The sequence below is a fragment of the Secundilactobacillus oryzae JCM 18671 genome (assembly GCF_000740055.1).
Taxonomy (GTDB): domain Bacteria; phylum Bacillota; class Bacilli; order Lactobacillales; family Lactobacillaceae; genus Secundilactobacillus; species Secundilactobacillus oryzae.
The window spans coordinates 13,030-27,075 of record NZ_BBJM01000002.1; the positions used below are offsets into that span (position 1 = coordinate 13,030).

At 43.0% G+C, this 14,046-nt stretch carries 14 protein-coding genes and 1 pseudogene; 7 read left to right on the forward strand and 8 right to left on the reverse strand.

Annotation, left to right across the window (positions count from 1 at the left end; genetic code table 11):
- Positions 1 to 9: 9 nt before the first annotated feature.
- The gene (locus LOSG293_RS00890; protein ID WP_034525905.1) at positions 10 to 1,212 is read right to left on the reverse strand and encodes an acetate/propionate family kinase; all 1,203 of its coding nucleotides are present in this window, start codon (positions 1,210 to 1,212) and stop codon (positions 10 to 12) included.
- A 194-nt stretch (positions 1,213 to 1,406) separates the two neighbouring features.
- Here LOSG293_RS00890 and LOSG293_RS00895 point away from each other — a divergent pair, with 194 nt between their 5' ends.
- On the forward strand, positions 1,407 to 2,300 hold the full coding sequence (locus LOSG293_RS00895; protein WP_034525912.1) for a matrixin family metalloprotease: 894 nt from the start codon (positions 1,407 to 1,409) through the stop codon (positions 2,298 to 2,300).
- A gap of 173 nt (positions 2,301 to 2,473) precedes the next feature.
- Entirely contained in the window at positions 2,474 to 3,337 is an 864-nt protein-coding gene (gene rsgA, locus LOSG293_RS00900; RefSeq protein WP_051907141.1) for a ribosome small subunit-dependent GTPase A, read from the forward strand.
- Positions 3,338 to 3,582: 245 nt separating this feature from the next.
- Here rsgA and LOSG293_RS10235 read toward each other — a convergent pair whose 3' ends face one another.
- From LOSG293_RS10235 to LOSG293_RS00915, 4 genes are all read right to left on the reverse strand, one after another.
- Positions 3,583 to 3,708 (reverse strand): hypothetical protein, encoded by a 126-nt coding sequence (locus tag LOSG293_RS10235; RefSeq protein WP_268870184.1) that lies wholly within the window; start codon positions 3,706 to 3,708, stop codon positions 3,583 to 3,585.
- Between the two features lie 395 nt (positions 3,709 to 4,103).
- The gene (locus tag LOSG293_RS00905; RefSeq protein ID WP_034525914.1) at positions 4,104 to 5,924 is read right to left on the reverse strand and encodes a glycosyl hydrolase family 28-related protein; all 1,821 of its coding nucleotides are present in this window, start codon (positions 5,922 to 5,924) and stop codon (positions 4,104 to 4,106) included.
- 155 nt (positions 5,925 to 6,079) lie between these two features.
- A complete protein-coding gene (locus LOSG293_RS00910) occupies positions 6,080 to 6,553 on the reverse strand; it encodes a nucleoside 2-deoxyribosyltransferase (protein ID WP_034525917.1) in 474 nt (157 codons plus the stop codon).
- Between the two features lie 122 nt (positions 6,554 to 6,675).
- On the reverse strand, positions 6,676 to 7,458 hold the full coding sequence (locus tag LOSG293_RS00915; RefSeq protein ID WP_034525919.1) for a (S)-acetoin forming diacetyl reductase: 783 nt from the start codon (positions 7,456 to 7,458) through the stop codon (positions 6,676 to 6,678).
- 163 nt (positions 7,459 to 7,621) lie between these two features.
- On the opposite strand from LOSG293_RS00915, the gene LOSG293_RS00920 reads away from it, so the two are divergent.
- Positions 7,622 to 8,119 carry a C39 family peptidase gene (locus LOSG293_RS00920; protein ID WP_034525922.1) on the forward strand — a complete coding sequence of 166 codons (498 nt, stop codon included), beginning with the start codon at positions 7,622 to 7,624 and terminating at the stop codon, positions 8,117 to 8,119.
- 77 nt (positions 8,120 to 8,196) lie between these two features.
- On the forward strand, positions 8,197 to 8,502 hold the full coding sequence (locus tag LOSG293_RS00925) for a VOC family protein (protein WP_051907142.1): 306 nt from the start codon (positions 8,197 to 8,199) through the stop codon (positions 8,500 to 8,502).
- Between the two features lie 36 nt (positions 8,503 to 8,538).
- Here the strand turns inward: LOSG293_RS00925 and LOSG293_RS00930 are convergent, their stop codons facing one another.
- Complete coding sequence (locus LOSG293_RS00930) at positions 8,539 to 9,348, reverse strand: fumarylacetoacetate hydrolase family protein (protein ID WP_034525925.1); 810 nt, start codon at positions 9,346 to 9,348, stop codon at positions 8,539 to 8,541.
- A 46-nt stretch (positions 9,349 to 9,394) separates the two neighbouring features.
- Positions 9,395 to 10,102 (reverse strand): MIP/aquaporin family protein, encoded by a 708-nt coding sequence (locus LOSG293_RS00935; RefSeq protein WP_034525928.1) that lies wholly within the window; start codon positions 10,100 to 10,102, stop codon positions 9,395 to 9,397.
- A gap of 259 nt (positions 10,103 to 10,361) precedes the next feature.
- Here LOSG293_RS00935 and apf point away from each other — a divergent pair.
- A pseudogene (apf, locus tag LOSG293_RS00940) lies at positions 10,362 to 11,003 on the forward strand (aggregation-promoting factor).
- A 143-nt stretch (positions 11,004 to 11,146) separates the two neighbouring features.
- Complete coding sequence (locus tag LOSG293_RS00945; protein WP_034525932.1) at positions 11,147 to 11,764, forward strand: DedA family protein; 618 nt, start codon at positions 11,147 to 11,149, stop codon at positions 11,762 to 11,764.
- A 12-nt stretch (positions 11,765 to 11,776) separates the two neighbouring features.
- Here LOSG293_RS00945 and LOSG293_RS00950 read toward each other — a convergent pair whose 3' ends face one another.
- Positions 11,777 to 12,673 carry a LysR family transcriptional regulator gene (locus LOSG293_RS00950; RefSeq protein WP_034525933.1) on the reverse strand — a complete coding sequence of 299 codons (897 nt, stop codon included), beginning with the start codon at positions 12,671 to 12,673 and terminating at the stop codon, positions 11,777 to 11,779.
- A 105-nt stretch (positions 12,674 to 12,778) separates the two neighbouring features.
- Between LOSG293_RS00950 and LOSG293_RS00955 the strand changes: the two genes are divergently transcribed.
- Positions 12,779 to 13,801, forward strand: coding sequence for a YeiH family protein (locus LOSG293_RS00955; protein ID WP_034525934.1), 1,023 nt, complete (start codon positions 12,779 to 12,781; stop codon positions 13,799 to 13,801).
- Positions 13,802 to 14,046 lie beyond the last annotated feature (245 nt).

The window sequence follows — 14,046 nt, forward strand, 5'->3', positions numbered from 1 at the left end:
GATTTCGCCTTAATGAATCAACTCACGGTCATCCATTTTAAGTTGCTCAGCTACTTGTCGCACAATGGCAAGCTCTTCGTTGGTTGGAACGATTAAAGCCATAATAGGACTCGTAGGGATCGTAATCCGTCCTTCTACGCCTAAGTCGTTTAGGTTTGGATCCATCCGGACGCCTAAATGACTGACCCTTGTCATGATTCGCCGGCGCATATCACTATCCTTTTCGCCGATGCCGCCAGCAAACGTAATGGCATCAATACCGCCCATTTCAGCAAAGTACGCCCCGATTTGTTTGACCACTTGGTTTTCAAACATTTGAAGGGCTAAATTGGCGCGTTCTGAGTCCGAAGCCACCAGATCTCGCATATCCGAAGAGATACCAGAGACACCATGCAGCCCCGATTTTTCATTTAACAGTGCCAAAACGGCTTCTGAGGAATCTAGTTGTAATCGTTTCATCAAAAACGGTACGATTGCGGGATCAACATCTCCCGAGCGAGTTCCCATGAGCACACCAGTAACGGGCGTTAAGCCCATCGATGTATCATAAATTTTTCCATTCTTAAATGCCGAAACCGAGGCACCACTTCCTAGATGCAGGGTCACGATGTTCAGCTCATTCAAGGGACGCTTCATCAACGTTGCAGTTTGGCATGCAAGATACTCGTGGGAGATGCCATGCTCACCGTATCGCCGAATGTGGAATTCCTTCGATAATTCGTAGGGAATACCAAACAACGCGGTTTCATCCGCCATTTGGAGATAAAGCTGGCTGTCAAACACCGCAAATTGAGGGGCATTGGGTAGGTAAGTTGCCAATAGTTCAACTGTGGCAACTTGCATCGGATTATGGAGGGGCGCATAGTCACTCAACTGTTTTAAGCTTGCAATCGCTCGCTGATCCAGTTTCGTAGCTGATTTAAATTGCTCGGCGCCAGCGACAATTCTGTGACCTACCGCATGGATGTCAGATAATCGCGAGATGATTTTACGGTCGACCAAAACACGGAGGACACTCTTGACCGCATCCGACATGCTGAGTCGCTCAACAGTCTCTTTCGACTTATTTCCTCGATAGGCCAACTTAACAATCGAATCTTCTAAATTAATTCGCTCAACTAACCCTTCTGCGATAACAGTTTCTGCTGGAATATCGAACAATTTCCATTTAAGTGATGAACTTCCTGCGTTAATAACAAGGTACTTCTTCATTTAAGCCACCTCCAATTTAGTGCCATCATACCTAATTCAGGGCGTTAATGGAAGCAGATTCACCGTCTTTTCGATTTAACTTCAAACAAAGATCATACTTGCTGAATTTCATGAATTTATCATTATCATATTTAGGGATTTTAGCGTATTATGAGGGTAGTTAAATCATCGCTTTTAGGGAGAAGGGATAAGTCATGTTGACCAAAAAAATTAGTTTACACGTCGCACTCGCTGCAATGACCACACTCATGGTAGTTGCCCCACTTTCAACCGTTCCAGCGGAGGCTGCCAGTGTTAAGCCTTCCACCGCGATGCTCAAAAAGAGTAATAGCTATTATCGAAAACACTATAAGACGATTGCCAAGAAATACAAACTTTCATACAGTGCACAAACTGGCTTAAATAAGTCTGGCACCATCTACGTTTACTCAAAAACTAAGAGCATTTACTTGAAGAAGAGCTTAACGCTTGCCATGAATTACTGGAATTCAAAATTAGGCCGCAAAGCAGTTAAATGGGGAACCAAGAGTCATCACACCATTACCTTCTCCGTTTCCAACGCTAAGGCCTCTGCATCCGACGAGAGTGACGCTTGGTGGATGCCTTCAACCAAGAAGGTTCAAGTTCGAAACAGCATCTACGCTGAGGATATTAATACCATCACGGACACCACGCTCTATTTTAGCCAGCAAAGTTTAGTTAAATCAGCTAACGCAAAACTTAATAGCTACAAGGCTAGTTTAGACGCTTCGGATCCTGATTATAAAACTAAGCTTGATGCCTACCAGCAACTCCAAGTTGCCGACGTTCGATCAACCTGCGAGGCTCAAGAAAAAGGGTTGAAGAACGGTGTTGCCAAGAAAGCCCGGACCTTTGAGTATGCGAATACCATCGCTCACGAATTAGGTCACGTCATGGGCCTCAAGCACTCACCAAATAAAAAAGATTTGATGTACCGCTCAAGTGGCACTGAGGATATTTACAATTACGACAAGGTTAAAGCTAGCAAGAACGGCTTCAGTATCCTGAATAGTATGGATACGGCTAGAGCTAAATTAGCTATTAAAGTGCATAACGCTTTGAATTAAGACAGACACCACTTTCCGAGAGTGGTGTTTTTTTATGATCCATGGTATTTTAGTGAGTAATCAAACCAAAGGAGAATGCTTTATGTTAACTGCTGAAATTGTGTTAGCCTAGGAGGCTGACTAACCTGTCTGACCTCCATAAGTCGACTTAATCAACTTTAGGAGGAACCACCATGTTAAAATTTCCAGAAACTCAAATGAAACAACCCACATATCGCGTCACCAACGTCAATCATGATAACTATCAGGTGATTGATGCTAACTTAGTCCCTTTTACCGCCAGACTTGCCGGTCATTTTTATCAAGCTGAACTCCGGCCAGTGATTGGCGATTATGTGACTGGCCAGCTGACACCCGATTTCGTATTAATCGAGCAGGTCTTACCTAGGCAAACAGAGCTAAAACGGCAACAAGATGACCACGTCCAATTCTTCGGCACCAATATCGACTTCGTGTTTATCACAATGGCGTTAAATCAGGATTTCAATCTCAATCGTCTACAGCGGTATCTTACCCTTGCCTATGACAGTGGTGTGACCCCGATTATCATTCTGACCAAGGCCGACTTAGCTGAGAATATCGATGAGAACTTATTTCAAATTGATGAAATTACGTTTGGCGCTGTGCCAACCATTTTGACATCTGCTAACGAGCCAGTGGCGGCCAAAGAAAAACTGATGGCCATTTTAAAGCCTGATACTACCGGTATATTCGTAGGATCATCGGGAGTCGGAAAGTCCACCCTCTTGAATTTACTTCAAGAGGATGCCACTATCGCCACTAAAACCATTCGCTCAGATGGCAAAGGTCGTCATACCACGACAACTCGTCAATTACATTACCTATCAGTGATTGATTCACCTGGCGTTCGTTCAGTCGGCATTAGCGCAGATAGTGACGCTGCCGTCGACCAGGTTTTCCAGGAGATTACAGCACTCAGTCAACATTGTCGCTTTTCTGACTGCACCCACACTAACGAACCTGATTGTGCTGTGCAAAAAGCCCTACAGGACGGTGACTTAGATATCACTGTTTAGGAAAACTACCAGAAAATGAAGATTGAGTCCGAGTACGTCGGGTTATCTAGCCGTGAAATCGAAAATAAAAAGATTGAGCGACTCATGGGTGGTAAAAAGAATTTTAAAGAAATAAAGAAAAAATCGCATAAGTAACACAAAAATGACGTCCATTTGGACGTCATTTTTTATATGTTAGTGCTATGTGAGTTGCTATATATGTGTGATGTTCTATGTGTTATGATGTTGCTACTATGTGGGTAAAACTATATGTTAGTGCGATTTGATGCTGATCGTGGGCGCTTTTGAGAAATCGTTTTTTGCGCTCCACCAGCAGTTCCGTAGGTCATAATCTGACTCTCATCGGTTGAGACCCGAATGTCCGATTCCATAAAACCACCCCCTTGTGTATGTATTTTTAAACTTAGACGAAAAAAGCACCCTAGCCTTCATTTCTGAAAGCTAAGGGTGCTTTTGCACTTTACCACCTTATTTTACTAATCCATCACTGAATCAGCCTCATCCTGTACGGCCAAATTGGCGATACAGTCATGCTGTAACGGGCATCCCCGACGTAACCTACTAAAATCTTCAGCACGTAACTTTAAAGAATGATGGTCACATTCATGACTGTATCCCGTTTCACCAATTAGGGACTCTCTACAACAAATCAATCGAAAGGATCGTTTCTTATAATCGTCTGTTAAATCTCATCTAAATTTAATTATATTTCTAGTATAACCAATTTAAATTAGATTGCAAGGCTTTTTTCAAATCAAATTTTAATTTAGTAGAACGCAACCGCTCTCGTCCAAACTTTCTTACTTGGAATGTAGTAATAAGTACTCGTACTTCCACTCTGAGTCGTCTTAACGGCCCGCTTAGAAACCGTTACTGTTCGTGGTAAATCAGCTGCGGTTGTTCCCACTGTCTTAGCTAACAAAGGATCGTTAAATACTCGAGTGTAAAGTGGGTAGTTTTGCATCGTTGTAAGTTCCTTGTTATAAGCCGAAATTTCAATTTTATCGAAGCTTAGGGCACTAGCACGAATCCAGTAACGGGGACTCTTAGTGCTTGAAGTAAAGCGAATCCGGTACCACTTACCACTTGATGCATCAGCACGCATATCAACATACACTTTGGTTGCCTTCGAATCTTTAAGCTTCTTGGCTGCATACTCCCAGTTTTTGTGGCCTTTGATATGCGTATAGAGGGCATTCGTCTTCTTAGCATTCTTTGTGAAGTAAGCGTATTGAGAGGCAACATCTGAGTAGTACTTTTCGACCTTGTTAGTTTGCTTACGCTTCTTGTTGGATGCCGCTAAAGTTCTTAAAAAGCTAGTATTGGCCACATCACCACTCTTCACGCTGGCTGATGACTTACCACTCACCTTGTTGTCCTTGATGGTCATATCCGCAGTACTAAAATTAGCGAGCACGAACGGGATCTTATTCTTAGACGACGTAATCTTGTTACCCGTTACTGTGACATCAGTGATATCGCCAGCACCATCGTTCTTTTCAAAGTAAACGTACCGGTTATCCGGATTTAAATTGATAAACTTATTGTTCTTGATGTTCAGGTTCTTCATCGTAATATCTTCACGCGTATTATATAACCGAATATAATTACCAGAACCTAAAACAGTCTTGTTTTCGAACGTGTTGTTTTCAATGTACAAATCAGACACCGCAACGAAGTGGAGATTGGCACCATCTTCTTCCACTAATGGACGGGCGTCCTGAACGTAATTCCCTTTGAAATAAATATCGTGAATCGTACCATTAAATAATTTAGTGTACACCGCATGCTCACCAATTGGATTTGGTGCGTATGATTTTACTGAACCTGTTGATCGCGATAATGGAAGAAATTGATTGTTGCTAACGTAAATATTGTATGAAGGCAAGCCATCATACTTATCGCCAGAATTATGGTACGACATCGCCTTTGAGTTGGAATAATCCACTTGGATGGCTTCTTTGTACTCATAACCTTTCTTAGGGTTGAATCCCTTAAAGACTGAATTCTTAATATGAATGTTGTGACTACCGTTAATATCAATATAGTGACCAGTTGGAGACGAAGCATTATAGAAAGTGCTCTTGTTAAACGTCACGGCTGACGCATGATGAATGCTTTGTACGAAAACACTTTGAACATTAGCTGATGGATGGGTGCCACGGAATGTCGCATTATTCCACGTTACATCATGAACACCGGCATCATACCCTGTTCCTGGGCTTGGATATGCAAAGGCGATACGGTCACCACGACGAATTTGGAAAATGGCGCCCTTATCAAAATTAAACGTCACATTAGATCGTAGCTGAATCGCCTTCATCTCATCGTCAGTAAATAAATACGTGCCCTTTGGAATATGAATGGTCATGGGTGTCTCTTCGTTATATTTATCTAGTAGTTTCTGTAAAATTGGCGAGTTATCAGTTTTATCATTGCCCACCATACCTTGATTTTTAGCGTTAACAGTAAAACCACTAGCTGCTTGAGCATTGCCAAGATGGCCTTGATCAAAGTAAACGTATCCTCCTGCGGTTGTTGCGCCCAATAATAAAAGCGCCGCTATGTATTTAACAATTTTTTGCATGCTTGCTTCCCCCTCATTAAATTTGACCTCTAGAGCCATTGTACCGAATTTCACGATAAGTTGGCGTTTTTTTGCATAGAAAATTGTTAAGTTTTGAAGACACAAAAAAAGATTGCCACCAACTTACTGTGACAATCTCCTTAATTTTATCAATATTAAAGGACTTTTTTATCGACGTACTTTTGTTCCAAATCATTGAAGTCATAATCTTTTAACTTTTGAATGTCATCCTTACCACTAAATAATGCTGTATAGGATTGTGCAACCATCAAGTTGATTTCTTGGTCCTCGTTGTATTGAACCACAATCACAGGAGTCCCATGTTCAAATGCGGCACCAATTTCAAAAACAGTTCCTGAATCGGGTTCGTTTTCTTTAGTTTCTTCCAAACGGTAATCCAAGATTGCGACCACTGCGTCAGCACGACGAACTTGGCGCATGTCCGAAGCAAAAGTTGCCACTTGCCACTTGAAGGAACCAAATTCTAAATCATCGTGTTGATGTTCCATTGGAACGAAAATACCATCAGAATCCACCGTTTTGTTAGCCTTAAGCAATTCGAGAACTTCCTTAATGCGGGCGTTTTGATGATCACTAAAGAATGGCGCTGCTAAGTAAATTTTGTTCATTGTCAAAAACCTTCCTTGCATACATATAGTGGTGTTGTAATAATATTACCACAAAATATAGCGACTTTTAGTTGAAAATAAAAAAGAAACCGATTTTTATCGATTTCTCATTCAGTCTTTGATTAATGGAATTGCATACCGCCATCCACTTCAAGGGTTTGGCCTGTAACGTAGTTAGAATCTGGGCCAGCCAAGAATGAAACGCCAGCTGCGACATCTTCTGGTTCTGATAAACGCTTGAGGGCAATGTCTTTGGCGAAGGTTTGCATCCCCCACTCATCATCCTTACCTGCATTTTGACCAACTTGGTGCGCAATATCAAACATCATTGGTGTCTTCACAATACCTGGTGCAAAGGCGTTCACAGTGATGCCTTCTTCAGCCAAGTCACGAGCGGCAACTTGGGTAATACCACGAACCGCAAACTTAGTACCACTGTAAAGTGCCAAGTTCGGATTACCCACAACACCAGCTTGAGAGGTTGCGTTGATAATCTTGCCGCCATGACCAAACTTCTTAAATTGTTCATGTGCAGCTTGAATGCCCCACAGGGTACCGGCAACGTTAACGTGATAAACCGTATCAAATTGTTCTGGTGTAATCGTATCAATTGGTGTGGTTGGGCCTAAGCCAGCGTTGTTGACGATAACGTCGAATCCACCAAGCACTTTTGCTGCTTCTTTTACAGCAGCAAAAACGTCGTCACGGTTGGAAACGTCTACTTTAAGGCCAACTGCCTTACCACCCGCATCGTTAATTTCTTTGGCGACCGCATTTGCGCTCGTTTCATTCAAATCAGCAACCGCTACCGCAAATCCATCATCGGCTAAGCGCTTTGCAATTGCTTCCCCAATTCCTTGTGCTGCTCCAGTAACAAATGCAACTTTTCCAGTTAATTCAGCCATGTTATCCGCTCCTTTTGTGGTTGATACAAGTTGAGTATACCATCTAAAGTAAGCGCTTTCTACTGGAACGATTAATTTTCTTCTCAAATACGTTTTAAGTTGCTTTATCCCTTAGCTTAAGCGAAAATAATATCAAACTACTCGATGATTGGGAGGCGTCAAATTGAAACTTATTTTAGATACGCCATTAATCGCACAACGCCCAGAATTACCTACCGGCTGTGAAATCACTGCCGTTACCATGATGCTGGCCGGGGCTGGCTTTACTGTTGATAAAGTCGACTTAGCCCATCGAATGCCTTACGATTCGGATGATTGCAACAAGGGATTCGTCGGGGATCCGTTTACCGACGGTGGTAACAGCATCTTCCCCAAACCTCTACTACCACTCGTTACCGAAATTGCTGGTAATGCGTTAGATCTAACTGGAAGTAACATTGATCAACTAACGGCTCACATCGCCGAAACGCAACACGCTGTCGTCACCTGGGTTGGCGAATTCGATGGCTTTCATACCCACGCCTTAACTGTTACCGGTTTCGATGACGATCAGCAAGTCATTTACTTCAATGATTGCTGGACGGAAAAACGTGACACATTGTCGTACTTCGAGTTTGAACAGATATGGGCGCGCCATGCCCATCGTGCACTAAGTTTCTAAAGGAGGAATTGTGAATGGTCCCATTGGTTAGAGTGATGTTATATGTTAATGATGTTGAGGAGAGTGCCAATTTTTAGGTGAAGTACTTTGGCTTTGAAATTGTTAGCGACGTCAAAATGGTTGACGGCTCTAAAAATGTCGACATCCAGGTAAATGAAGGTATGCGCCTTTCCCTCTTCTCTCGTGACTTCATCAAGCAGTATTCACCCGAGGTGTTGGATAACGAACCGTCACTTCTTTTCACAGTTACAAATTTCGAAGAATTACACCAAAAATTAGCGAATCAAGGTATCAAAGTCGGCGACATTGTGCCGAACGGTCCACATCGTGCATTTAATTTTCCAGATAATGAAGGCCGCTATTACGGCATTAGTGAAGGATAAGAAAAGGTTTTGACCAATTGGTCAAAACCTTTTCTATTATTTCATCTTAATACTCAAGTCACCCAAACCATCGATGTGGCTCTCTAGCTTATCCCCCGGTCTCAAGTAAACTTGAGGATTGCGACCATTACCCACACCACTTGGCGTACCAGTGAAAATTAGGTCACCGGTCTTTAATTCTACAATTGAAGACAAGTACTCAATCAGCGTTGGTACATCGAAGATCATCTGGTTCAAATGAGCAGACTGCATTTTCTCACCATTGACGTGTGTCGTTAGTTGCAAGTCTCCTAAGCTAGCGACTTCATCAGGCGTCGTCAGCCATGGCCCAACCGGACCGAATCCAGCAAACGACTTCGCCATTGAAAATTGTGGCGTCGCATTCAAGAATTGAACTTCTCGATCCGACAAATCAAGACCAACCATGTATCCGGCAACATAATTAGCGGCTTCGGTCTTTGAGATATTTCGACCATCCTTGCCAATCACTACCACAAGCTCGGTTTCCCAGTCTGTTTGGTCGCCGTGAACCGCAACTTCAGTGTGTGAACGCGTCAATGAGCTACTGAACTTGGTAAAAATACTTGGTGCTTTTGGCAACTCAATATGAATTTCCTTAGAGTGATCGACGTAGTTCATCCCCACAGCAAAAATTTGTTGTGGAACAGGAACTGGCACCTCTAAATCAGCTAATGCGAGAGGTGTGGCGTCGCCCAGTTGGTTCGTCGTAATCTCTGCCAATGAAGCGGCTAGTGCATCATCTGCGCCAATAACTGGACGTGCCAGCCACTTGCCGTCCTCGTTTGTAATTTGAACTGGTTGACCCTTTATCATACCTAACTTCATTTTGAAACTTCCCTTCTATAACCGTCAATTCAATTATAGCGCGAAATTAGTTAACTAAAACTTCCAATCCAGCAGCAATCAAACCACCGGCTAACGGACCAACCATTGGTACCCAGGAATAGGACCATTCAGCACCACCCTTGTTGGGCACAGGCAAAATCGTGTATGCTAAACGAGGCCCCCAGTCACGCGCTGGATTGATGGCGAATCCGGTTGTTGTACCAAGTCCCATCCCAATGACTGCAATCAGCATCCCGACAATGAATGGCTTAAGTCCTTCGGTAAAGTTACCGAGGTTCAATAAAATAAACACGAAAACAAATGTCGTAATTAATTCTGAAAGGAAATTGAAAAATGGGGCCTTAATGGCTGGACGAGTAGCAAAAATACCAACCGAATTGCCTTCTGCCTCATTAGTAGTCGCCTTGAAATGTGGGGTAAATTGAATAATAACTAACGCTGCACCGATGAAGGCACCTAAAAATTGCCCCAATAAATATGGTAAAACTTGTGACCATGGAAAGAAGCCAAAGGCCGCAAATCCAATTGTCACAGCTGGATTCAAATGACCATCTGAGCCAAGCATCCCTGCAACATAAACACCCATCGTAACCGCAAGACCCCAGGCTAGGCTGACAAACAACCAATTTTGACCCTTAGCGTATGTTTTGTTTAGGTTCAAACCAGCACCACTCCCAGCACCTAATACAATTAAAATCATAGTACCTAAAAACTCTCCCATAAAACCATTCATCTTAATCACCCATTTCTTCTATATGTTAGCGATTTCAGTTTACCATTTACCGGTAACGAGCGAAAGTCATACGCCGTTAAACATGCCCTTAAATCCATTTGACCTATTTCAACGAGCAAAATCACGAGATTGCAAGTCAATAATTACGTCACAATAGTTATCAGTAATAATAGTCAACACACCAACATCTAGATATTGGTGTGTAACCTCTAGCGTGTAGTATAGGCCTCAACTTAAAAAAAGGGAGAGACATCAATTTATGACATTCAAGAAAGTTATTGCTTCAACTCTGGGGACTGCTACAGCACTTGCTGCCGCACTTATTTTCCAAACAGCTTCTGCCAATGCAGATACTAAAGTCACGGTCAAACCCGGCGACACCGTATGGGAATTCTCACAAAAATACGACACAACTATCAAGGCAATCGAAGATCAAAACAATATTACCGGACACTTAATCGTTGTGGGTGAAGTTTTAGATCTTCCAACAGCTAACACGACACAAACAACTTCAAACACCACTTACTCAGCTCCACAAACCAGTTATCAAGCACCAAGTTACTCAACTCCATCAAGTCAATCATCATACACACCTTCAACAAACAAGAGTTATTCAAGTCAACAATCACAAACTAGCTCAACATCAACCCAAAAATCTTATTCATCAAGCGCAACCGGCTCAAGCAGTTCTGCTAAATCATGAATTGCTAACAAAGAATCTGGCGGTTCATACTCAGCTCGAAATGGTCGTTACATCGGTAAGTATCAATTAGATTCATCTTACCTAAACGGTGACTACTCAGCTGCCAACCAAGAACGTGTCGCAAACAAGTACGTTTCATCACGTTATGGTTCATGGTCAAAAGCTAAGTCATTCTGGCTTGCAAATGGCTGGTACTAAAATCAGCTCTAAGACTGTTCCTCATTTCGAGGGCAGTCTTTTTACTTTTCCTTAAAAAGCTAATGCCATAATAGCTTTTCATTGACGCCATGCTACTTTTATCGATAAACTGGTCTTAAATTGAGAACACGGAGAACTTTAAAATGAACATGACCACCATTACCGACCTAATCAGCCAGTATGGCTATATTGGAATCGCATTGTTGATCGCGCTCGAAAACATCTTTCCGCCAATTCCCTCTGAAGTCATTCTGACTTTTACCGGCTTCTTGACGCTAACGCACGGACTTTCTATCCCCGGCGCTATCTTAGCTGCGACAATTGGCTCGATTATTGGGGCCCTCGTTCTTTATGGCGCAGGGCGTCTCCTCAAGGTGGAGCGACTCGAATCGATTGTCAGTGGACGAATTGGCCAAGTTTTACGTCTCAAAGCCTCAGACATCGAAAAAGCGTCCAATTACTTTCTCAAGCACGGTGGTAAAACGATCTTCCTTGGTCGTTTTATCCCCATCATTAGAAGTATGATTTCGATTCCCGCTGGTATGACAAAGTACCCCCTAGGTCACTTTGTGATGTTATCAGTTTTCGGGACCATCATTTGGAACACCGTCTTGATCTATCTCGGTCATAGCGTAGGAAGTGCCTGGCCAAAGATTGTTGCCGGTTTTGAATCCTACTCTCATATTGCCGCAATCGCCATCGTTATTCTGTTCATAATTGGCGTAGCGTGGTGGTACTTTCAAAAGAAACGACCTGCTTAATGACAAAACCACTTAGTGAAGCGAACCCTCACCGAGTGGCTTTTTTAGTTGTTGGGCAATTTTTTGATAGGCTGGCGCAAAGTAACTATCTTTGAGATAAATCAGATTAATGGGATGACTGACCTTGAAGTCGCGCATCGACAACGTTCTCAGTTCACCAGTTACTAAATTAGGTTTGACCAATGATTTGTACATAAAGCTAATTCCCATCCTCCGCTTCAGACATTCAATGATGGTCGCTGGGTTTGACAGTTCAATCTGCTGCTGAAAATCCGCAATCTGGTAATTTTGCGTCGCTAGCCAACTGGCAAAAATGGCCCGGGTTCCAGATCCCTTCTCCCGAATCAGCAATGGTTGGATCAAACAATCGGCTACTGAAAGTTGATTATTCTCTAAAATTGGATTAGTCGCATAGGTGACGCCAACAAAGGGCTCCGATCGAATCTGAATGGCATCGAATTCTGTTTTATCAAAATTTCCCTCCACAATGCCAAACTGAATTTGACCACTTCTAAGTCCTTCCAAAATTTCAGCCGTATTACCAATGACCGTTTGAATTTTACTTCTTTGTTCAGTTAGCTGAATGATTAAGTCTGGTAATAAAAAGTGACTCAGCGATAGGGTTGATCCGATTGTGACCGACAATCCGGACCGTTGCTGTGCCAAACGTTCTAGAACCTGATGACTTTCGACAGCGATTCGAGTGACATATTGGACGAGTTCCATTCCCGTCGCGGTTAATTCAATTTTGTTGCCGACTTTATGGACCAGCTCCAGGTTTAATTCAGTTTCTAGCCCAGCAATTTGCTGTGACACTGCGGGTTGCGTAATGAATAATTGATTGGCGGTTTTCGTATAGGATTGGGTTTTCGCCAAAATTGCTAGCGTTTCGTAACGGTGATCTAGCATTTCGTTTCATCTCCATAAGTAAAATTTAGGTTATCCGAAAAAATACTAATTTTTACTTATTATACACTCATGATAAGCTATTACCGACATGAGGAGGAATTGAAAATGACACAATTTAAAACACTTAGCTTTTACATCGCATTTGGACTAACGCTCCTGTGCGCCGTACTTGGAAGCCTACTCGCCAACCTACCATACCTTAACATCGTGGGAGCGCTAGTTATCTCCCTAATTTTGGGAATGCTACTCCAGGTTTTCAGACCCGCTGTTCAGGTTGCTAAACCGGGGATTGGCTTCATTTCAAACAAGTTTCTCCGGCTAGGGATTATCCTACTGGGTTTCAAACTTAATCTAGTGGATCTCGCCCACGCCGGCGTTAAAACCATCGTTTTAGCCATCGGGATTGTGACGCTGACTATCCTGCTAGCTTACAATATCGCGCGCAAATTAGGTGTGGATCCTCAGCTAGCCATTCTAACTGCAAGTGGTACCGGGATTTGTGGTGCAGCCGCTGTAATGGGAATTTCGCCACAACTACAAACCACTTCCGCTGCGCAGGAGGAACAAAAACGTGAAGATGAGGTGCTCGCCGTTGCCATCGTTGCCATTTTGGGAACCCTCTTCACTCTTATCGAAATCGTGATTAAACCGTTACTACACATGACGCCCACTCAATTTGGCGTCATGGCTGGCGGTTCGCTTCATGAAATTGCCCATGCCGTCGCCACTGGTGGTGCTGGCGGACCCGTCAGCTTGGATTCAGCCATCATTACCAAGCTTTCTCGAGTCTTGATGTTGGCACCCGCTACACTGATTATCGGTATCTGGTACCAAAAAAACCAATCTGTTACCCAAACATCAGCACGCCAAAAGCTACCCATACCATGGTTTATGGCCGGTTTTATTCTCGCCAGTGTGATTGGAACTTTCTTACCCCTTGGCGCTACCGTCCTCAATGCCCTAGTCAAATTAGCCTATATTATTTTGGGAATGGCTATGGCCGCACTTGGTTTAAGCGTTAACTTCAAAGTCATTTTGCATCGTGGTGGCAAAGCCTTTCTCGCGGCTTTCCTCACTTCCGTTGTCTTACTTGGCGCAATGATCATAATTAGTAAAATCGGATTCTAACAAAGGAGGCTGTGCCAAAAGTAAATTTTGGCACAGCCTCTTTCCATTTAACCGAACTATTTATTTTAATCGTGCTCCAGAAGTCACTAGTTTCACGTCGTTGTCGATGGGACTACCGCGTAGTTCGCGAGTCCCAGTCGCAGTTTCCTCCGTCTAACTACGATCAACGAACAATTCCAGAACCAAATTATTCGCCAATCTAGGTTAGTACTCAGCAACTGCCCGACTTCTGTCACAACTTCTTT

Excerpts from the sequence above, each read along its gene's own strand:
- LOSG293_RS00910 (WP_034525917.1), bottom strand. The coding sequence starts at position 6,553 with ATGAACAAAATTTACTTAGCAGCGCCATTCTTTAGTGATCATCAAAAC.
- LOSG293_RS00930 (WP_034525925.1), bottom strand. The coding sequence starts at position 9,348 with ATGAAGTTAGGTATGATAAAGGGTCAACCAGTTCAAATTACAAACGAG.
- LOSG293_RS00945 (WP_034525932.1), top strand. The coding sequence starts at position 11,147 with ATGAACATGACCACCATTACCGACCTAATCAGCCAGTATGGCTATATT.
- LOSG293_RS00890 (WP_034525905.1), bottom strand. The coding sequence starts at position 1,212 with ATGAAGAAGTACCTTGTTATTAACGCAGGAAGTTCATCACTTAAATGG.
- LOSG293_RS00915 (WP_034525919.1), bottom strand. The coding sequence starts at position 7,458 with ATGGCTGAATTAACTGGAAAAGTTGCATTTGTTACTGGAGCAGCACAA.
- rsgA (WP_051907141.1), top strand. The coding sequence starts at position 2,474 with ATGTTAAAATTTCCAGAAACTCAAATGAAACAACCCACATATCGCGTC.
- LOSG293_RS00935 (WP_034525928.1), bottom strand. The coding sequence starts at position 10,102 with ATGAATGGTTTTATGGGAGAGTTTTTAGGTACTATGATTTTAATTGTA.
- LOSG293_RS00955 (WP_034525934.1), top strand. The coding sequence starts at position 12,779 with ATGACACAATTTAAAACACTTAGCTTTTACATCGCATTTGGACTAACG.
- LOSG293_RS00950 (WP_034525933.1), bottom strand. The coding sequence starts at position 12,673 with ATGCTAGATCACCGTTACGAAACGCTAGCAATTTTGGCGAAAACCCAA.
- LOSG293_RS00895 (WP_034525912.1), top strand. The coding sequence starts at position 1,407 with ATGTTGACCAAAAAAATTAGTTTACACGTCGCACTCGCTGCAATGACC.
- LOSG293_RS00905 (WP_034525914.1), bottom strand. The coding sequence starts at position 5,924 with ATGCAAAAAATTGTTAAATACATAGCGGCGCTTTTATTATTGGGCGCA.
- LOSG293_RS10235 (WP_268870184.1), bottom strand. The coding sequence starts at position 3,708 with ATGGAATCGGACATTCGGGTCTCAACCGATGAGAGTCAGATTATGACC.